Below are 19,233 nucleotides of genomic sequence, written 5' to 3' on the forward strand. Positions count from 1 at the left end.
GCACCGGGGAGAGTCGCGCGCCGGGCGCGGGCGCGCGGCCCTCAGCGGTTCCTCCCGATGTCATCGCGGCACCGCTCCCGGCGCCTTCGTTCCTGCTTCCACAGCACAAGATCCTTTCGCTCCAGGCATGTTGACCTCGTACGGAACGGTGATCAACACTTGCGACTGGTCTAGATTTGGTCACCCCGGCTGAAGCATCGCCCTGAAGGAGCTTTCGTGTCCGACCACGACCCCCAGCTCGCCGCCGCCGAGATACGCGCTCGGATCGACACCAGCAAGCCGCACTCGGCCCGCTTCTGGAACTACTTCGTGGGCGGCAAGGACAACTACCAGATCGACCGCGACACCGGCGAGCACATCAAGCAGATCTTCCCGGGCCTGGTCGACGTCGCCCGCACGAGCCGCCTCTTCCTCGGACGCGCGGTGCGCCACCTGGCGCACGAGCAGGGCATCCGCCAGTTCCTGGACATCGGCACGGGCCTGCCGACCGCCGACAACACCCACGAGGTGGCCCAGCGCGCCGCCCCGGAGTCGCGCATCGTCTACGTCGACAACGACCCCATGGTGCTGGCCCACGCCCGCGCCCTGCTGACGAGCACGCCCGAGGGCGAGACGGCATACCTGGACGCGAACCTGTACGAGCCGGAGAAGATCCTGGAGGCGGCCCGGTCCACCCTCGACCTGGACCGGCCCGTCGCCCTGATGATCCTCAACACCCTGGGGCACGTGGCCGACTACGAGCAGGCACGCGACCTGATCAACCGGCTGATGGCGGGGCTGCCGTCCGGGAGCCACCTGGTCGTCAGCGACAGCACGGCGACGAGCGAGGGCATGATCGCCGCGTCCGACGCGTACAACCAGAGCGGCGCCGTCCCCTACTACGTACGCAGCGTGGCCGAGATAGCGGGCTTCTTCGACGGCCTGGACCTCGCGGCCCCGGGCGTGGTCCAGGTGACGGCCTGGCGCCCGGAGGCGGACGCCGAGCACGGCGAGGACACCGCCCCGGCGGTGGACGCGTACTGCGGCGTGGCCCGCAAGCCGTGACCCTGCAATCCCATGACCCCGTGAGCGCGCCGGGGGCCTCCACCGTTCCCCGTGAACGGCGGCCCCTGGCACCGCTCCCGGACCACTCCGTGCCGGGCGGGTGTCAGCGCGCGACGAACTGCGTGAGTATCGCCTGCACTTCGTAGATGTCGACGCCCTTGGTGAAGGTCTTCTCGACCGGCACGGAGCTGCCGGATATCCAGATCTTCAGCTCGGCGTCCAGATCGAAGGTGCCGGCCGTTTCCACGGCGAAGTGCGTGATGCTCCGGTACGGGATCGAGTGGTACTCGACCTTGCGCCCCGTCACCCCCTGCTTGTCCACCAGCAGAAGCCTGCGGTCGGTGAACAGGATGGTGTCGCGGACGAGCTGGAAGGCCGCCTGCACCTGCTCACCGTGCCCGAACAGCCGCTGGTACTCCTGCTGCGCCTGCGCCGGATTGACGGTGTGCGCGTTACCGAAAAGTCCCATGATTCCCCCTGGTTACCGCTGTGACTGCCTCCCACCGCGGGCGGCACCCCTTTGCCGGCGCCTCGTCACGGTGTTCCCACAGCGTCCAACGCGCGACCCCACGGGAATGGTTCCCCGGGCACTTCACCCGCCGGCAATGCGCCGGCGCCGTCCGCCCCGTGCAGCACCGTCACCCCCGCGGCCCGCAGCGTCTCCAGCGAGCGCGGGAACTGCGGATGCCGTGCGAGACCCCCGTTCACACACGGCAGCGCCACGGCCGGCGTCCCGTTCCCGACCGCCTCGGCGGCCACCCCCGCCACGAACGACGAGGTCAGCCCGAGCGCCCAGGCGTTGAGACTGTTGAACGTGACGGGCGCGAACAGGACCACGTCCGGGTCCGGCCAGACGTCCGGCTCCCCCGGCTGCCTGTACCAGGCCCGGACCGGACGCCCGGTCAGCGCCGCGAGCCCGTCCATACTGCTCTCCACCCAGCGCGCCGCACTCGGCGTCAGCCCGAGGCACACGTCCCACCCCCGCGCCTGGGCGTGCTCGATGACCCCGGCCACGTCGAACACGGGCGGGGCGGCGGAGCAGAACAGATACAGGGTCCTCGTCATGCGACCCATCCGATCACACGGGCACACCCCGCTGACGTGGGCGGATTCACAAACGATCGACGTACGGACAACTTCCGGCAAGAGATGTCCGAATACCGACGCCCTCGCCCTGAGTCACCCACGACTCCCCTTGCCTGCGGCCCATTCGACCTCGTCCATTCCGGCAGGGAGCTGCCCGCAAGGGGCATGGGCGGCGACGGCGAACGCCACCGTCGACCCGGACGCCACGGTGGCTGCCGGATTCCGGCACCGTGCGGTCGGCCGAGCCGGGAACCGTGAGCAGGGTCCTGGCGTCCGACCAGTCGTGAAGGAAGAGATCAAGGGTGTTGCCGGATTCCTCGTCGCCGGTCTGGGGGCCGCCGCGGCGCTGCTGGCCTGGGCACCGCTGGCGCGGGTCAACGTGGAGGGTGGGTTCAACGGGAGCCACCGGGACCTCAGCGTCCTCTACGTGGACCTCCCGCTCGTCGCCGCGGGGGGCGCCCTGCTGCCGCTCGCCTTCTGGACGCTCACCCTGCGCCGCTTCCACCGTCCCTGGCTCGCCGCTCTGGCCGCCGTCGCCGCGGTCGTCCTGGGGATCTGGGGTCTGACGAGTTGGTGGGCTCCTTACCAGGCGCCTGAGTTCGGTTACGAGACGCGCTCTGCCGGTGCGGCAGGGTGAGCGAACGCAAGCCGTGCCCGGGTGACGGCCCCAGCATCAGCAGCCCGAACCGCCGCCCGGCGCCGACGAACCGGGCCACTCCGTCAATCCTGCTTGTACGCACGGCCGGTGGCCCGCATCCCAGCGGCCGGAGTTCGGCAGCCGGTCGCCAGGGTCACGTCCATGGGTGCCGCCACCGCTGCCATGGTCACAGCCGTCGTCGGAGTCCTCGGCACTCTGCTCGCGCCGCTGGTCGCGACCTGGGCCACCAAACGCCGCCAGGCGGAGGAGGACGCGGCCGCGGAACGCCGCCGGCTCTTCGACGACCGCCGCGCCGCGTACACGGCGATGAACCGGGCCTCCCGCCACTTCCACACCGTGCTGAAGGACGCACTCCACCGCCTGCGCGACGGCGTCTACGCGGACGAGGACCGCGTACAGGTCGAGGAGGCCCGCCGCGACTACCGGGACCGCTACGCCGAGGCCCAGATGATCGTCCCTGAAGCGGTCCTCGCCGCGTCCCGGGACCTGAACACGGTCCTGGCCGCGGTCGACGCGACCGTCAAACGCCTCGACCGCGGCCTCGCCCGCGAGGGCGAGTCGGTGCCGGGGGCGCACTCGGCCCTCGACTCCGCGGCCCCCAAGCTCACGGCCCTCCGCCGCCTGATGCGCGAGGACCTGGGCATCCCCGACTGAGGGCGCCGCCGGCCGGCCCGGCCCGGGGCGCCTTCTGGGACGCCATCACCGGACTGGCGAACGGCTGTTCTGCCTGCCGTCAGTGGCCGACGGGGATCCCGCCACCGTGCTCACGTCTCCGACGGCGACTGTTACCAACGTCATGGCCGAGTCCACGGAGCACGCAAGCCCCACCGAACCTGTCGCCGCACGTGCACCAGATCCCCCTCACATCTGCCTGCCGCGAGGAACTGCTTGCGAGGAACGTGGCAACGCTCGTCGAGCCGCCCTCGGTCGACGCTCGCGACTCGTGCCGACCAGTCCTCCCAGTCGAGCCGCGGACTTGTACCGCTCTCTCCCTCGCGTCGCCGGGACCGGATCCTCACGTGGCGCCCGGCCGTGAGTGCACGCCCGCGTTGATGTCAGAAACGGATGTCAAAGGCACCCAACCATGATCGGCTGGGGGCCTTCGTACTGGTGGGCGCGGACGGTTTCGAACCGCCGACATCTGCTTTGTAAGAGCAGCGCTCTACCCCTGAGCTACGCACCCGTGGATGAACGCACAGCCTACATGGGCTCCCGCCCCCGGCTCCAAACCGATGGTGGGTGCGGCGGCGGAGGCAGGTGTGGGCCGGGGGTTAGCCCCACCCCGGGGTCGGTGGGTCGCCGGATCGATACGTGGGGTATGGGCTCGTAGCGTGAGGGCATCGGGGCGGGGCCATGGTGGTCGGATGGTGACCGGCCCGGGACGCGCACCAGCAACGGCACAACAGCAGGGGGAACAGGATCATGACGCAGACGCCGCACAGCTCGGAGCCGGGAGCGGAGCCGAGGAACGCCCGCCGCTGCGTACGCGTGCGCGGACGCGCCCGCGCCGCCGCGCTCGCCGTCGGCGCCACCGTCGTCGGCGCCACCGCCCTCACCGGTTGCGGCAGCGCCGACATCGACGACGCCCCCGTGGAACGCAAGGCGTTCCCCCTCACCGGCAAGGCGCTCACGATCGAGTCCGACAACACCGCGCTCGACATCGTCGCGGCCGACGTCGACGCGGTGGGGGTGACCCGGCAGGTCGACGGCTGGGTCGTCTTCGGCAGCGGGCCCGACAAGTCGTGGCGGATGGAGGACGGCAGGCTGACCCTGGAGGTCGACTGCGACGGCGTCGCCAGCCACTGCGAGGGCCGCCACACGATCAAGGTGCCCCGGGGTGTGGACGTCACCGTGGACGACGCCAACGGCGGGGTCACGGCCACCGGCTTCGGCACCCCGCTGAAGATCGACTCCGACAACGGGAAGGTCGTCGTCCGGGATGCCAGCGGCCCCCTGGACCTGCGGAGCAACAACGGCCGGGTCGAGACCGAGCGGATCACCTCCACCACCGTGAGGGCCGTGTCCGGCAACGGCTCGGTCAAGCTGCGCCTCGGCGTCGCGCCCGACCGGGTCGAGACCGCCAGCGACAACGGGCGCGTCGACATCGAGCTGCCCTCCGCCGGCGCGCCCTACGCCGTGACCGCGAAGAGCGAGAACGGCAGCGTCGACGTGTCCGTGCCGACCGACGACGCGAGCGCGCGAACGGTCACCGCGCGCAGCGACAACGGCAAAGTGGTGGTGCGCATCGCGAACTAACGGGCCGGTGTGTTCGTCCTTACTGGTGGGAGTATGGACCCGGTAGGGCAGGCAGGGCGGACACGGCACGGGAGAGGGATGTGACGGCGGGACACTCGCAGCCGCACCACCGCACACGAGCAGGAGCACGCCCCGTCCACGACGCGCTGGGGCTGATGCTGCTGCCGGTGCCGCTGCTCGCCGTCGCACTGGCCTCGTCGGCCGCCTCCTTCGCGGGCGGCGGGACCCGGCGCTGGTTCGGTGGCGGCCGCAGCGAGAGCGCCCGCGCCGAGGCGCAGGCCGCGAAGGACGCGGCCGCCGCCGCGTTCTACGAGCTGGACACCGCGCAGCGCGGGCTGCGGATCTCCGTCGAGACGATCACCGCCGTCGACAGTTCCCCCCGCGCCCGGCGGGTGGTCGAGGACTTCGCCGCGCTCGGGGAACGGATCGACGCGGCGAGCCACGCATACATCACCGCCGTCGACACCCACGACCTGGACCGGGACGACCTGGAGGCGTCTGCCGCGTCCCAGGCGCGTTCGCAGCTCGACAAGGCCCGCGCCGATCTGGAGCGGGTCCGCGAGCAACTGGACCGGTTCGAGCGGGACCTCGGCCCGCTGCTCGACACGGCGGAGACGCAGCTGGCCCGGCTGGCGCCCGCCGTGGAGCGCGCCCGGCAGGGACTCCTCGCCGCGAGCAACGCGCTGGACTCGGCCCGCGCGTCCGGGCTGCGCGCCGACGACCTCGCGACCCGGCTCGCCGCCCTCGGCCCGGAGCTGACCAAGCTGAACGAGGGCGCCGGCCGGCACGGCGTCCCGGAGACGCTCCAGCGCGCCGACCGGGTCCTGCGGGACGCGGAGGCGGTACGGACAGAGGCCGAGCGGCTGCCCGAGCGCGCGGCCGAGATCGACAAGCGGCTGGTCTCCCTCCGCACCCGTGCCCAGGCACTGGCGAACCGGGCCGAACAGGTCGACCCGGTCCTCAGCGAGCTGCGCCGGCGTTTCACCGCGGCCTGCTGGCAGGACCTCCAGCCCGTCCCGGACCGGGCCGCGCAGAACGTGCGCCAGGCGGAGGCGAAGCTGAAGGAGGCCGCGCGGGCGCGCGAGGAGCAGCGCTGGCCGGACGCGACGGCCCTGCTCTCCACCGTCCGGGCCCTGCTGAACGGCACGGACGAGGCGGTTTCCGCCGCCGGTGACCGCCTCCAGCGGCTGAACGCGGTCGCGAAGGACCCTCAGGAGGAGATCGAGCGCACGCGCTTCGCGATCCGGGACGCGCAGCGGCTGGCGATGGCCGGGCGCCATACGCCCGACCCCCGGCACGCCCGCCCGCTGGACGACTCGGTGGGCCGGCTGGAGCGGGCGATCGGCGGGCTGGAGGGGCGGCACCCGGACTACTGGCACTTCCTCCAGGAGCTGGAGGCGGTCCGGAACACGGTCGCGCGCGTGGTGGACCAGATCCGGGAGGACCGCGGCGGGGGCGCCCGCTGACCGCGAGGACCGGGGTGGAGACGGAGGCGGCGGGCGCCGGCCCGAGGATCGCGGTGGAGACCGGCGCTGACCCGAGGGCCGCGGCGTGGACGGTGGCGGCGGGCGCGCTGGGGGCCCGCCCCCGGTGACCGCGGGGCGCGCCGGACCGGTCGCGTTGTCTTCGGGGCGGCCCGGGCGGATCCTGGGAGGGAAAGGGCGGCGCGTGCCGACCCCGACCCGCCGCCGGTACGCCTGACGGCCGAGGAGGCCGACGATGGCCGGACACGTTCTGCGCTCGCCCCGCGCCCACCCCGCCGACGCGCACCGGTCCGGGTTCCGGGGGCGGCGGCGGTCCCGTACCCCCATCCAGCTGGACGAGCATCTGCCCGTCGACCACCGGCTGAGCCGCGTCTACCGCGTCGGGGCCGGTCTGATGGGGCTGATCCTGGTCGTCTTCGGCATCCTGGGGCTCGTCGACCGCATCGGCTTCTTCGACACCCAGGGCGACACGGTCGCCGGTCTGAACACCAACGGCGCGCTGAGCGTGATCTCCATCTGTGTCGGGCTGCTGCTCTTCGCGGGCATGGTGATCGGCGGCAACGTCGCCTCTACCCTCAACATGGTGCTGGGCGTGCTGTTCATCATCAGCGGCTTCGTGAACCTCGCCCTCCTGGACCGCAGTTTCAACCCCTTCGCCTTCGAGATCCAGAACGTGGTGTTCAGCTTCGTGGTGGGTCTGATGCTGATGACCTTCGGGATGTACGGGAGGGTCAGCGCGACACTGCCGCACGACAACCCGTACTGGAAGGCCCGCCATCCGGAGGAGGCGGAACGGGAGTTGCGTGAGCGGCGGAAACGGGAGGCCGCCGCCGCATCCGGGCCGCCGGCGACGCAGGGCCCCTGACGGGCACGGGCCATTGACGGGCGCGGGGCCCGGGCGGGCGCGGGCGCCGGGCGGGCGTGCGGGCCCCCGACAAGCGCAGAGCCCCTGACACCGGCGCTCGCCGGTAGCCTGAGCGCATGCCTCGATACGACTTCCGCTGCCGCACCTGCGGCGACACCTTCGAAGTGAGCCGTCCCATGGCCGAGTCGTCCGCGCCCGCGGACTGCCCCGCCGGACACGCCGACACGGTCAAGCTGCTGTCGACGGTCGCCGTCGGCGGTACGGCGGGTTCCGCCGGGCCGTCCGCCGCGCCCGCGCCGAGCGCGGGCGGCGGTGGCGGCTGCTGCGGAGGCGGTTGCTGCGGCTGACCGCCCCGCCCGCACACCCCGGGGCACGCCCGAACGGCGCGGTGCCCGCACTCCTTGGGCACGCCCGCGCCCCCGGGCACGCCCGCACACCCCGGGCGCGCCCGAACGGCGCGAAGCATCGACGCGGGGGTCAGGACGGTTCCGTCCGCGCCGCCGGCCCCCGCCCGCCCATGCGCCGCAGCAGCGCCCCCGTGACCACCGCCAGGGCGAGCAGCAGCCATGCGCAGCCGGTCAGGGCGGACAGGAACGCGTCCGCCGTCGCCGCCCCCGCCTGCGGGTCCGCGCCGAGGAGGGCCGTGAACAGGGCCCCGCACACCGCCACCCCGATCGCCGAGGCGAGCTGGTTCACGGTGAGCACGATGCCCGAGCCGGCCCCGGCGTCCTCGCGGCGGACGCCCGCCAGCACCGTCGCGATCAGCGGTGCCGAGACCAGGCCCTGGCCGACCCCCGAGAGCAGCAGGGCCGGGGCCATCGCCAGGGCCTGCGTCGCACCGGACGAGGCGGGGCCGGTCACCAGGATCACCACCAGGGCCGCGTAGCCGAGCACCATCGTGGCGGTCCCCCACAGCAGCACCACCGGGCCGTGCCGGTCGGCTAGCCGGCGCCCGACGACGGACGCGGCGGCGAAGCCCGCCCCCAGCGGCAGGAACGCGACGCCCGAGGCGAGCGGGGTGAGCCGCAGCCCGTCCTGGAAGACATAGGCGAGCAGCAGGAACAGCCCGTAGTTGCCCGCGTAGAAGAACAGGGCGGCGGCGAGTCCGGTGCGGAAGCGGCGCTGCCGCAGCAGCGGCGGCGGGAGGAGGACCGCGCGCCCGGCCGCCTGCCGGCGCCGTTCCACGCGCCAGAGCAGGCGCAGCGCCACGGCGGCCCCCGCGAACCCGGCGAGGATCCACCGGGGCCGGCCCTGGGACCCGGCCTGGATCAGCGGGAAGATCAGCAGGCTCATGGCAGCGGCGGTGAGCAGCAGCCCGGGCACGTCCAGCGGTGCGCGCCGGGACCGGGTCTCGGGGATGAACCGCGGCGCGAGGACGGCGGCGAGCAGTCCGACGGGGACGTTGACGAGGAAGACGGTGCGCCAGCCCAGCCCGAGGACGTCGGCGCGGATGAGCAGCCCGCCGACGATCTGGCCGACGACCGCGCCGAGCCCGAGAGTGGCCGCGTAGAGGGCGACGGCGCGGGGGCGCTCGGCCTCGGGCAGGATGTCCTGGATCAGGGCGAGGACCTGCGGGAGCATCAGCGCCGCCGCGAACCCCTGGGCGAAGCGGCAGAGGACGAGGACGCCGACGGTCGGCGCGGCGGCGCACGCCACGCTGAGCAGGGCGAAGGCGACGAGGCCGATGCGGAGCAGCCGCCGTTTGCCGTGGGAGTCGCCGAGCCGGCCGCCGGTGGTCAGTCCGACCGCGTAGGCCAGGACATAGCCGCTGATCACGAGCTGGACGTCGGCGAACCCGGCATTCAGGTCGCGCTGGATGGAGGGCGCGGCGACGTTCACGATCAGGACGTCGAGGATGCCCATGAACGACGTGGTCAGCAGGATCACCCGGGCGCCCCGGGAGCGGGTGCCGGGCGCGGGGGCGTCGGTGGCGGGGGCCGTTCCGGCCGGGGTGGCGGGCCCGGTCGAGCGGTCGGCCCCGGGGGCGGTCCCGCCCAGGACACCGCGCGCGGCTCCGCCCGGGACACCGGGACCGGTCCCATCCGGAACGCCGGGGCCGGGCGGGGCCGCCCCGGGGTCCCGCTGCGGGGCGGCCGGGGTGTGCGGCGGGTTCGCGCGGCGCCGGCGGGCTGGGCCCTGGTGCGGCTCCGGCCCCGTGCCGCGGTGCGGTCCGTCGGACATGGCCGGTCCCATTCTCCCGCCCCCCTCCCGCCCGCGCCGCCCCGGCACGCACGAGGCGGGCGTCCCCCGGTACCGGCCCGGCCCCGGACAGGCACCGAGAGGGCGGCTTCAGGACGGCTTCAGCTTCGGTTTCCTACCGTGCGCACATGGACAGCGTCATCGCGAGCAGCAGCAGCGGTATGGACAGCAGCGCACCGGGCTGGGTCAACGGCCTCATGGAGACCCTGGGCGCGCCCGGCGCGGGCATCGCCATCGCCCTCGAGAACCTGTTCCCGCCGATCCCGAGCGAGGTCATCCTGCCGATGGCCGGCTTCGCCGCGAGCACCGGCAGCATGAACCTGGTCGCGGCCCTGGTCTGGACGACGGTGGGTTCGGTGGTCGGGGCGCTGGCGCTGTACGGCGTCGGGGCGCTGCTGGGCCGGGAGCGCACGGTCGCGATCGCCGCGAAGCTGCCGCTGGTGAAGGTGTCCGACATCGAGAAGACGGAGGCGTGGTTCGCCAAGCACGGCGCGAAGGCGGTGTTCTTCGGCCGGATGCTGCCGATCTTCCGGTCGATGATCTCCGTACCGGCCGGTGTGGAGCGGATGCGTCTGCCGCTCTTCCTGACGCTGACGACGCTGGGCAGCGCGATCTGGAACACGGTCTTCGTGCTCGCGGGCTATGTGCTGGGCGAGAACTGGGATCAGGTCGCCGGGTACGTCTCCGCCTACTCCAAGGTCGTCCTCGCCGCCGCCGCCCTCGCCGTGGTGGCGTTCCTGGTGGTGCGGCTGCTGAAGCCGGGCGGCGGCTCCCGCCGCGCGGACCGGGCCTCCGGCCGGACGCCGGAGGCCCGGGAGCCGGAGGTCCGGACGCCGAAGGTCCGGACGCCGGAGGTCCGGGAGCCGGTCCGGGTGCGAACCCGGGGCCACGAGGACACGCACGCGGGGTACGACGGGCACATCGACGCGGACGCGGCGCCGGCCGGGCCCGGCCGGCGCCGCTGACCCGCCCGGCGAGGGGCGGGGCCGGGGTGCGCACCCCGGCCCCGCCCCTCGCCGGTCCCTTGCGCGCGCTCAGCCCGCGGCGCGCGCCGCCCGGACGCCCGCCCGCCGCAGGATCTCCTCGCCGGCGAGGACGCCCCGGTGCGGCAGCGCCTCGACGTGCGGGGCGGTCCAGCCCGCGTCGGCCAGTTCGCCGTGGGCGGGCTGCCAGCCCTCGTCGGCGGCGAGCAGGAGGTCCGCGTCGAGGAGGGAGTCACCGGCCGCGAGGGTCAGCCGGGCCCCGGTCCGGCGGACGACCTCGTGGACCGCCGCGCTCTTGGTGAGCGGCTTCGGCACCACGTAGATCTTGCGGCCCTGGAGGGAGACGGACCAGCCGCGCTCCCCCGCCCAGCCGGCCAGTTCCTTGACCCAGCCGTCCGGCAGCAGCTGCCGTTCGACGACCAGGTAGGCGAACAGGTCCTCTGCGATGCGCTCCTTGCGCAGCCAGGCCGGGTCGGCGGCGGCCGTGAGATGGGCGCGGATCTCGGCCAGCGGGGCGCACTCGTCCGCGAGGCGGGCGGTGACCGAGGCGTGCCAGTCGTGGTCGGTGACGCCGTCGACCAGCAGATGCCCGCCGTTGGCGCAGATCGCGTACGCGGCGGGGACGCCGGGCAGGCTGATGCGCTGGTACTGCTTGCGGGTGCGGGTGGTGGTGGGGACGAAGACGGTGTCCTCGGTGAGGCGGGCGAGCAGCCCGGCCGCGGTCTCGGTCATGTACGACAGCGGCTTGCGCTCATGGACCTCGACACAGAGCAGCCGGGGGGCGTCGGCGTCCGGCATGGTGAGCGCGAGGGCGGCGCCGGAGTAGATGAGGGTGCGGTCGAGATCGCTGGCGACGACGACGGGGCCGGCGGCGGGACCGGAGGCCACGGCGGGAGCGGCCGCCTGCGGGGTCGTCGTCCCGGCGCCCGCCGGCGAGGGCTCGCTGCCGAGCGGCGGCGTCCCGTCGCCGACCAGCGGGTTTCCGGTTCCGAGGCGCGGGGTTCCGGTGCTCATCAGAGGGCCACCGCCTTGCCGTCGGCGCCCGTCGCGCCCCGGGTGTACCGGGGGTGGATCAACCCCACGCAGGTGTACGGCAGGCCGTCCGTCTCCTCCACGGGCACTCCGCGCTGCTCGGCGAGCAGCCGGACGTGGTCCAGGTCGGTCCCTGCGCCGCGCCGGGCGAGGATCTTCCAGGGGACGCGGCGCAGCAGCACCCGCGTGGTCTCGCCGACGCCCGGCTTGACCAGGTTGACGTCGTGGATGCCGTACTCCTCGCTGATGCGCTCGACGGCCGCCCAGCCCTCCCAGGTCGGCTCGCGGTCACCGGCGGCGAGGAGTTCCTTGACGTCGCCGTCCACCTGGTCGGCGACCTCGTCGAAGCGGGCGGAGACGGTGTCGGTGAAGTGCGCGGAGACGTCCGAGCCGGCGAGTTCACGGTAGAACTTGGCGCCGTGGTAGTCGTCCGGGCCGACCAGGTCGGCGCGGAGGACGGTGCGCGATATCAGTCCGGAGACCGTGGAGTTGAGGCAGGCGGAGGGGATCAGGAAGTCCTCCCGGGTGCCGTAGGTGCGCACACAGCCGCCCGGGTCGGCGAGGACCGCGATCTCCGCCTCGAAGCCCTCGAACTCCCGCAGCGCCTCGGCCAGTTCGCGGGTGATGGCGCCCTTGCCGGTCCAGCCGTCCACGAACACCACGTCGGCCGGGTCGTGGTGGGCGGCCAGCCAGCGCAGGGCGTTGGCGTCGATGCCCCGGCCGCGCACGATGGAGACCGCGTAGTGGGGCAGGTCCAGGCCGTGCCGGTGTTGTGCCCAGCGGCGCATCAGCACGCCGACGGGGGTGCCGGCCCGGGCCAGGGAGACCAGGACCGGGCGGGCGGACCGCTCGGCGAGGACGGTCTCGGTGACGGTGCCGACCGCGCGGGCGATCCGGTCGGCCGACGCCTCCAGGGCGGCCTTGAAGAGCTGCTGGTACTGCTCGCTGGGCTGGTACTCGACCGGCAGCGACTCCGCGTAGTGCGCGCCGCCGCTCTGGATGGCCTCCTCGCGCTCCTCCGTGGGCGCCTCCAGCTCCGCGTCGGAGAGGTCCTGGAGCAGCCAGCCGACCTCCTCGGGGGCGTAGGAGGAGAAGTCGGGTCCGCGGAGCGGCTCGGACAGCATGGAGGCCCTTTCGGGTGCCGTGGCGGCGGTGGTCGACACGGGAAGGGCCCGTGGCGCGTACGACGGGACGACGGCGAGGACGACCCGCCCGGTGTGCGGGGCGAGCCGGGCCAGCAGCCCGTCGGGGGCGTGCAGGGCGGGGGTGTCCCCCGCGGAGTCGACGACGGCGACGACCGCGTCGAAGCCCGCGCCCGCGACGTTGTAGGCGTAGCGCTCGCCCGGGCCGTCCGCCGGGTCGTCGTGGGACGGGAAGACCAGCCGGGTGCGTATCGCGTAGCCGGGGTCGTCGACGGCGAGGACGGGCGAGCGGGTGGTCGTGGAGTAGCGGACCTCGGGGACGGCGCCGGAGTCCTCCAGGGCGGCGGCGAGGCGCAGTGGGGCGTACATCAGCTCCTCGGAGCCGAGGACGAGGACGCGGCGGGCGTCGCCGACGGCGTCCGCGAGGGCGCGGGCCATGGCGGGCAGGGCGGTGTCCAGGGCGCGGCGGTGGGCGGGCGTGAAGCCGTGCCGTCCGCCGTCGGGGACGCCCGCGGGCCAGTCCAGCGCCACCCGCACGCACCCGCCCTCGGCCGGCCCCGAAGCACCGCCCGCACCGTCCGGGCCCGAAGCACCGCCCGCACCGTCCGGGCCCGCGCCGGGGCCCCCCGGAGCAGCGGCGTCCGCACCCGAAGCGCCCGCGCCCCCGTCGGCGCTTGCCGGACCGGACGCACCCGGGCCCGGGGCCGCGTCCGCCGCCTCCTGGGCCGCGACCAGCGCCTGCCCCTTGGCGAGGACGCCCTCCGGCAGGGTCACCGTCCCCGAGGCGGTGGCCACCAGGTCCATCCGTGCCCCGATCTCCGCCGCGAAGGCCGTGAACCGGGCCCGGTCCGCCTCGCTCCGCATGTCCACGAGGGCGACGATCACATACCGGTCGCGGGGGAAGCGGGCGTGCAGGTCACGGACGGTGTTCAGCACCGTGTTGCCGGTGGAGAACTCGTCGTCGACGATCACCAGCGGCCCGGGCCCGGCGAGCAGGTCCGGGTCCTCGGGGAGCAGCAGGTGGGAGGTCGCGTGCGAGTGGGCCTCCTCGAAGCCGCCCGCAGGGGCGACGCCGTCGACGGACCGCCGGGTGGAGTGCAGGTAGGGCACGTCGCCGACGCCGTCGGCGACGGCGTGGCCCAGGCCGGTCGCCGTCTCCGCGTAGCCGAGGACGACCGCGCGGGCCGCCTCGGCCGGGCCGAGGAGGTCGCGCACCCGGACGCCCAGCTCCCGCCCGGCGCCCCGGACGACGGCCGGGCTCTGGGGGACGTGCTTGCCGAGGACGTTCGACACCAGCAGGTGGGCCCGCCTGGGGTTGCGCCGCAGGGCGAGGCCCAGGAGCTCGGGGAGCCGCTCGTCCCCGTCGAGTCCGACCCCGAGCCGCTCGGCGACCCAGTTTCCCGACCACACCACGTTGTCGTTGCCCTTCGTCATCAGCCGGCGACTCCGGCCGCCAGCAGGTCCACGAAGCCGACGTCCTCCGCGGCGACACCGAAGGCGTCGGCCCGCCGCAGAGTCCGCTCCGCCCAGGCGCGGTGCGGCTTCACCTCGTTCATCTTGTTCGTGTACGCGGAACGCAGCACCCCGCCCCCGAGGCGCTCGGGGCGCAGGATGTCACAGGCGTCGCTGTACTCCTCGTGCGTGACCACCGACAGGGCGTGCACGGGGGCCACATGGGAGGGGTGGATGCAGGTCTTGCCGAGGAGGCCGTTGGCGCGGTCGAGCTGGATCTCGCGCAGCAGACCGTCCATGTCGTGCTCGATGAGGGCGGCGCGCAGCTCCTCGGCGCTGCCCTCGCGGAAGGGGCTCTGCCGGAGCTGGGGCTTGAACATGCGCTCCTGGGCGGGGAAGTACTCCCAGACCGGGCCGGTGATGGTGAAGCCGGTACCGTCGGAGCGGCCGAGGACGTTGACGACGTCGGCGATCACGGAGGTGACGATCCGCACGTCGTAGGCGGTCATGTCCGGCGAGCGCCGCAGTCCGTAGGCGGAGCAGAAGTCGGTGACGCCCAGGCGCAGGGCGAGGACACGGTCGCGGTACTTCTCGACGGCGCCGGCGATGCCGAGCAGGGTGTCGGTGCGGGTCTCCAGGTAGAGCAGCTCCGGCGACTCCAGGACGGGCATCGCGAAGAGTCGTCGGCCACCGGCAGTCTCGGCGGCGGTGAGCGCTTCCAGGAAGGGCACGCCCCGGTCCTCGGTGAACTTGGGGAGTACGAATCCGGACAGCAGCCGGCCGGCGTCGCCGAGGCGTGCGGTGAGGTCCGGGATCTGCTCGGGGTGGCGGACCCGGACGAAGAGGAGGGGCACCTCCACCTCCCTGCGGTCCAGTTCGGCGAATTGGCGGACGAGGTTCTCCTCGGCCGTCTCCACGTCCGCGTCGTCGATGGAGTCCTCCAGGCACAGCACCATGGAGACCACGCCGCGACCTGCTTGTTTGACGATGTCGTCGGCGAGCCGGGGTCGGGTGGCGGGGCTGTAGAGGGTCGCGCCGAGGGCGGCGGCGAGCATCTCGGCCGGGGAGTCCGCGTCGAAGGGACGGGGTTGCAGGTGGAAGAGCCTGGCGCGCTCGGCAGCCGGGATGTGCCCGAAATGACGCATGAAGATCCCCTGAACTGCCTCGACGGGCCGGATGGTGGGTGGCCGGTAATAGTACGTAGGACCGAGTGTCCCTGGTTCCCCGCCCACATGAAATTCAGGTAACTCGTCCGCTTCCGCCCATGTCGCCCGCGCGCCCCGCTCCGGAGGTGAGTTCGCGCCCGCTCCGGAGGTGGCCGCGGGCCGCTCCGGAGGTGAGTTCGTGGCCGCTCCGGGCGGCGCCCGGTGACCGTTCGGGCGGTGCCCGCGCCGAGGTGCCGCCCCCGCGTTGTCCAGGCCGCACCCTGCCGGGCAGGATGACGGGCATGACGCACGCGATGCTGAAGGGTTCGAACGTTCCTCTGGACGCCACCGCCGTCCGGGCGGTGCTGCGCTGGACCCCGGGGGCCGGGGTGCCGGACGTGGACGCGTCGGCCCTGCTCCTCGGCGCCGCGGGCCGGGTGCGCTCGGACGAGGACTTCGTCTTCTACAACCAGCCGCGCCACCCCTCCGGGCTGGTGCGGCGGCTGCCCAAGAAGCGGGTGGCCGGGCATCTGACGGACACCGTGGAGGCGGACCTCGGTTCGCTGGACGCCTCCGTGGACCAGGTCGTCATCGCCGCGTCCTCCGACGGCGGCACCTTTGAGCACGTCCATGACCTGCGGATACTGATTCACGACGCGGCCGTGGCGGACCGTGAGCCGCTGGCCGTGTTCGACGTCCGGCCGGAGACGGGCGAGGAGACGGCGATCATCTGCGGGGAGCTGTACCGGCGCGGGGACGGCTGGAAGTTCCGCGCGGTGGCGCAGGGCTACCCCACGGGCCTGGTCGGGCTGGCGACCGCCTTCGGCATCTCCGTGGAGGAGACGGACCCGGCCGCGGCTCCCGGACCGGAGCAGCAGGCCGCCCCCGCGCAGGCCCCCGCCCCGGGGTACGGCTATCCGGGTGCGGACGACGCGACCCGGCCCGCCTACGGCTACCCGCACAACGCCCCGCCCCCGCCGGCCACGGCCCCCGCACCGGCCCCGGGCTACGGCTATCCGCAGCCGGTGGGCGCCGGCGCGGCCCCGGACCCGGCCTTCCGGATGCCGCCGATGGGCCCGCAGTTCCAGCGGCGCTAGGAGGTGTCCGGGGCCGGCGCGGTCAGGCCCGGGTCTTGTAGCCCCGCCCCCACTGCAGCCCCCACCCGTAGAGCCGGTCCAGCTCGGCCTGGAAGCCGTAGACGAACTTGACCTCGCGGCGGACGACCAGCTCCCCGGCGCTGTTGTCGACGGTGAAGACGGCGCAGGAGCGGGCCTCGGGGGCGCGTTCGTCGAGCTCGATCTCGACCCGGGGGCCGTTGCTCGGGTAGAGGGTGCAGGTGGCGTGGGTCCGGTCGAAGGCCGGGGTCTGGTCGTAGATGTAGACGAAGAACAGCAGCCGCTTGATGTCCTCGCGCCGGTCCAGATTGACGAAGATCGTCTCCCCGGAGGGGGCGCCGAAGCGGTCGTCGCCGCTGAGGCGGACGTAGGGCGCCTCGTTGAGACTGCCGAAGAAGCCGCCGAGCGGCTGGACCACGCCCTTGCTGCCGTCGGCCAGTTCGTAGAGGCAGCCGAGGTCCAGGTCGACGTTGACCATGCCCTGGGTGTGGGCCTGGACCAGGTCGGGCTGGAACATCTTCAGCGGATTGCGCAGCAGGCTCCCGCCGGAGCGGGAGCGTCCCTCGATGTCGGAGGTGCGCATCCGCCAGGAGAGGTTGACGCGGAGGTTGCCGGTGGCGGCCCCCTGTTTGGTGAGCGAGACCGAGGGTCGCCGCTTGGTCAGCTCGATCGAGTTGGACGCCGCGCTGCCCGAGTCGAACTGCGCCGCGCCGCCCCGGAACAGGTTGTCCCAGAAGGCCATCTCCCCACCCCATCCTTCGCCTTGCCCGTCACCGGGTGTGCACCATGCCCGTGCCCGGATCCACCCCACCCCATGCCGCGGGGCGGTCACGAGGCAGGACCTCGTGACCGCCCCGTTCAGAGCGTTCCCTCCGGGCGGAGGGTGTCACACCCCCGAGGTGACCCCGGCTTTCTCACCGGAGGCCGCTTCCTCGCGCTCCACGCGCTTGTTGCGCCGGATCGAGGAGAGGAAGGAGGCACCGATCAGGACGACACCGAGGAGACCGGTGATGATCTCGCTGATCTCGTGCTGGATGGTGATGAGGAGGATGACGGCGAGGGCGCCGATCGCGTAGTGCGCGCCGTGCTCCAGGAAGACGTAGTCGTCGAGGGTGCCCTCGCGGACCAGGTAGACCGTGAGGGAACGGACGTACATCGCGCCGATACCGAGGCCGAGCGCCATCCAGAAGATGTGGTTGGTGATGGCGAACGCGCCGATGACGCCGTCGAACGAGAAGGAGGCGTCGAGCACTTCGAGGTACAGGAAGAGGAAGAACGCGGCCTTGCCCGCGAGTCCGACGGCGGAGACGGGCTTCCCTTCGGCCTTGGCCTTCTCCTCCAGTTCGTGCTCGCGTTCCTCGTCCTCCTCCAGCTTGTCCTCGAAGTAGCCGGAGAGGCCGCCGACGACGAGATAGGTGATCAGACCGGCGACACCGGAGAGCAGGACGGTGGCGGACTTGTCCGCGACCCCGGTACTGGTGTGCGCGTGCGTGGCGAAGGTCATCGCCGTGACCAGCAGGATGATCAGGGCGACGCAGACCGACAGCATGTCGACCTTGCCGAGCCTGGCGGCGGGGCGCTCGATCCAGGCCAGCCACCGGTGCTCCCGCTCCTCGAACAGGAAGTCGAGGAAGATCATCAGCAGGAACATGCCACCGAAGGCGGCGATGGCCGGGTGGGCGTCGGTGACGAGCGCCTCGTACCGGTCCGGGTCGTCCAGGGCCAGCTGGACCGCTTCGATCGGTCCGACCTGGGCGCTGATGGCGACGATGACGACGGGGAAGACCAGCCGCATACCGAAGACGGCGATCAGAATGCCGATCGTCAGGAAGATCTTCTGCCAGAAGGCATTCATCTTCTTGAGGATGCCGGCGTTGACGACCGCGTTGTCGAAGGACAGCGAGATCTCGAGGATCGACAGGATCAGTACGATCCCGAACGCCTCCCAGCCCCACTGCCAGGCGGCGAAGGCGAGGCCGGCCGCCGTGACGGCGAACGACCAGCCGAAGGTTTTCAGAACCACTGGCTACCCAATCGTGTAATGGTCCCCCGTGTGGTGCCCTGAGGGGCTTCCCCCGTGGCCGCACGTGGCCTTATGAAACGTTGACGCCGAAGTCTAGAGCGATGCCGCGCAGGCCCGACGCGTACCCCTGGCCCACCGCACGGAACTTCCACTCGCCCCCGTAGCGGTAGAGCTCGCCGAAGATCATGGCGGTTTCGGTGGAGGCGTCCTCGGAGAGGTCGTAGCGCGCGAGTTCCTGGCCGTCCGCCTGGTTGACGACCCGGATGAAGGCGTTGCTGACCTGGCCGAAGGTCTGGCCGCGGTTGTCCGCCTCATGGATGGAGACCGGGAAGACGATCTTGTCCACATGGGCGGGGACCTTGGGGAGGTCGACGATCAGGGACTCGTCGTCGCCGTCGCCCTCGCCGGTGAGGTTGTCACCGGTGTGCTGCACCGAGCCGTCGGGGCTGGCGAGCTGGTTGTAGAAGACGAACCACTCGTCGCCGAGGACGCGCCCGTTCTGGCAGAGCAGAGCGCTGGCGTCGAGGTCGAAGGGCGCTCCGGTGGTGGAGCGTGCGTCCCAGCCGAGCCCGACGAGGACCTGGGTGAGATTGGGTGCGGCCTTGGAGAGGGAGACATTGCCTCCCTTGGCGAGCGTGACGCCCATGCTGATGTGTCCTCCCCTTGGTGACGTGCGGTGCGGGGGACGGGTGGCGCGGGACGTCCGCACGGCGCCTCCCCCGGGTGTGCGGTGCTGCGGCGCCGGCCGC

Annotated in this window: 17 protein-coding genes, 1 tRNA gene and 1 pseudogene; 9 read left to right on the forward strand and 10 right to left on the reverse strand. The window is 73.0% G+C overall.

Translation table 11 applies throughout. The features are described 5' to 3' along the window. Window positions 1-216: 216 nt before the first annotated feature. Complete coding sequence (locus C593_RS0123835; protein WP_018849846.1) at window positions 217-1,044, forward strand: SAM-dependent methyltransferase; 828 nt, start codon at window positions 217-219, stop codon at window positions 1,042-1,044. A gap of 103 nt (window positions 1,045-1,147) precedes the next feature. Here C593_RS0123835 and C593_RS0123840 read toward each other — a convergent pair whose 3' ends face one another. Both C593_RS0123840 and C593_RS0123845 read right to left on the reverse strand, forming a co-directional pair. Next, the gene (locus C593_RS0123840) at window positions 1,148-1,513 is read right to left on the reverse strand and encodes a PH domain-containing protein (protein ID WP_018849847.1); all 366 of its coding nucleotides are present in this window, start codon (window positions 1,511-1,513) and stop codon (window positions 1,148-1,150) included. Between the two features lie 65 nt (window positions 1,514-1,578). Next, window positions 1,579-2,109, reverse strand: a complete 531-nt coding sequence (locus C593_RS0123845; protein ID WP_018849848.1) for a flavoprotein — start codon at window positions 2,107-2,109, stop codon at window positions 1,579-1,581. Between the two features lie 304 nt (window positions 2,110-2,413). Here C593_RS0123845 and C593_RS0123850 point away from each other — a divergent pair, with 304 nt between their 5' ends. Beyond that, complete coding sequence (locus C593_RS0123850) at window positions 2,414-2,767, forward strand: hypothetical protein (RefSeq protein WP_018849849.1); 354 nt, start codon at window positions 2,414-2,416, stop codon at window positions 2,765-2,767. A gap of 162 nt (window positions 2,768-2,929) precedes the next feature. Next, window positions 2,930-3,442 carry a hypothetical protein gene (locus C593_RS0123855; RefSeq protein ID WP_018849850.1) on the forward strand — a complete coding sequence of 171 codons (513 nt, stop codon included), beginning with the start codon at window positions 2,930-2,932 and terminating at the stop codon, window positions 3,440-3,442. A 454-nt stretch (window positions 3,443-3,896) separates the two neighbouring features. Here C593_RS0123855 and C593_RS0123860 read toward each other — a convergent pair. After that, window positions 3,897-3,971, reverse strand: a tRNA-Val gene (locus C593_RS0123860). A 239-nt stretch (window positions 3,972-4,210) separates the two neighbouring features. Between C593_RS0123860 and C593_RS0123865 the strand changes: the two genes are divergently transcribed. The 4 genes from C593_RS0123865 to C593_RS0123885 all read left to right on the forward strand — a co-directional run bounded on the left by C593_RS0123865 (window position 4,211) and on the right by C593_RS0123885 (window position 7,740). After that, the gene (locus C593_RS0123865) at window positions 4,211-5,044 is read left to right on the forward strand and encodes a DUF4097 family beta strand repeat-containing protein (protein WP_078521827.1); all 834 of its coding nucleotides are present in this window, start codon (window positions 4,211-4,213) and stop codon (window positions 5,042-5,044) included. A gap of 80 nt (window positions 5,045-5,124) precedes the next feature. Then, window positions 5,125-6,510 carry a coiled-coil domain-containing protein gene (locus tag C593_RS0123870; RefSeq protein ID WP_037746905.1) on the forward strand — a complete coding sequence of 462 codons (1,386 nt, stop codon included), beginning with the start codon at window positions 5,125-5,127 and terminating at the stop codon, window positions 6,508-6,510. 253 nt (window positions 6,511-6,763) lie between these two features. Beyond that, window positions 6,764-7,393 carry a DUF4383 domain-containing protein gene (locus tag C593_RS0123880; RefSeq protein WP_018849854.1) on the forward strand — a complete coding sequence of 210 codons (630 nt, stop codon included), beginning with the start codon at window positions 6,764-6,766 and terminating at the stop codon, window positions 7,391-7,393. Window positions 7,394-7,509: 116 nt separating this feature from the next. Continuing rightward, on the forward strand, window positions 7,510-7,740 hold the full coding sequence (locus C593_RS0123885) for an FmdB family zinc ribbon protein (protein ID WP_026278015.1): 231 nt from the start codon (window positions 7,510-7,512) through the stop codon (window positions 7,738-7,740). 130 nt (window positions 7,741-7,870) lie between these two features. Here C593_RS0123885 and C593_RS30375 read toward each other — a convergent pair whose 3' ends face one another. Next, entirely contained in the window at window positions 7,871-9,574 is a 1,704-nt protein-coding gene (locus C593_RS30375; RefSeq protein ID WP_158686872.1) for an MFS transporter, read from the reverse strand. Window positions 9,575-9,753: 179 nt separating this feature from the next. On the opposite strand from C593_RS30375, the pseudogene C593_RS30380 reads away from it, so the two are divergent. Further along, window positions 9,754-10,371 (forward strand): annotated as a pseudogene (locus C593_RS30380) (DedA family protein); the annotation flags it as partial. A 255-nt stretch (window positions 10,372-10,626) separates the two neighbouring features. On the opposite strand, the gene C593_RS0123900 reads toward C593_RS30380, so the two are convergent. The 3 genes from C593_RS0123900 to C593_RS0123910 are packed head-to-tail and all read right to left on the reverse strand — an operon-like array spanning window position 10,627 to window position 15,346. Further along, window positions 10,627-11,589, reverse strand: a complete 963-nt coding sequence (locus C593_RS0123900) for an HAD family hydrolase (RefSeq protein WP_018849858.1) — start codon at window positions 11,587-11,589, stop codon at window positions 10,627-10,629. After that, window positions 11,589-14,183, reverse strand: a complete 2,595-nt coding sequence (locus C593_RS0123905; RefSeq protein WP_018849859.1) for a phosphoribosyltransferase — start codon at window positions 14,181-14,183, stop codon at window positions 11,589-11,591. Before C593_RS0123905 ends, C593_RS0123900 begins: the two co-directional genes overlap by 1 nt. After that, window positions 14,183-15,346: an HpcH/HpaI aldolase/citrate lyase family protein gene (locus C593_RS0123910; protein WP_018849860.1), complete on the reverse strand. Its 1,164-nt coding sequence runs from the start codon at window positions 15,344-15,346 to the stop codon at window positions 14,183-14,185. The genes C593_RS0123905 and C593_RS0123910 overlap by 1 nt, the downstream gene beginning before the upstream one ends. A gap of 293 nt (window positions 15,347-15,639) precedes the next feature. Here C593_RS0123910 and C593_RS0123915 point away from each other — a divergent pair, with 293 nt between their 5' ends. Then, entirely contained in the window at window positions 15,640-16,443 is an 804-nt protein-coding gene (locus tag C593_RS0123915) for a TerD family protein (RefSeq protein WP_026278017.1), read from the forward strand. Window positions 16,444-16,465: 22 nt separating this feature from the next. Here C593_RS0123915 and C593_RS0123920 read toward each other — a convergent pair whose 3' ends face one another. The 3 genes from C593_RS0123920 to C593_RS0123930 form a co-directional block, all read right to left on the reverse strand. Next, the gene (locus tag C593_RS0123920) at window positions 16,466-17,203 is read right to left on the reverse strand and encodes a tellurium resistance protein TerA (RefSeq protein ID WP_018849862.1); all 738 of its coding nucleotides are present in this window, start codon (window positions 17,201-17,203) and stop codon (window positions 16,466-16,468) included. 144 nt (window positions 17,204-17,347) lie between these two features. Then, window positions 17,348-18,484, reverse strand: coding sequence for a DUF475 domain-containing protein (locus tag C593_RS0123925; RefSeq protein ID WP_018849863.1), 1,137 nt, complete (start codon window positions 18,482-18,484; stop codon window positions 17,348-17,350). A 70-nt stretch (window positions 18,485-18,554) separates the two neighbouring features. Further along, window positions 18,555-19,130 (reverse strand): TerD family protein, encoded by a 576-nt coding sequence (locus C593_RS0123930; protein WP_018849864.1) that lies wholly within the window; start codon window positions 19,128-19,130, stop codon window positions 18,555-18,557. Between the last annotated feature and the right edge of the window lie 103 nt (window positions 19,131-19,233).

The organism is Streptomyces sp. CNT372 (assembly GCF_000377145.1).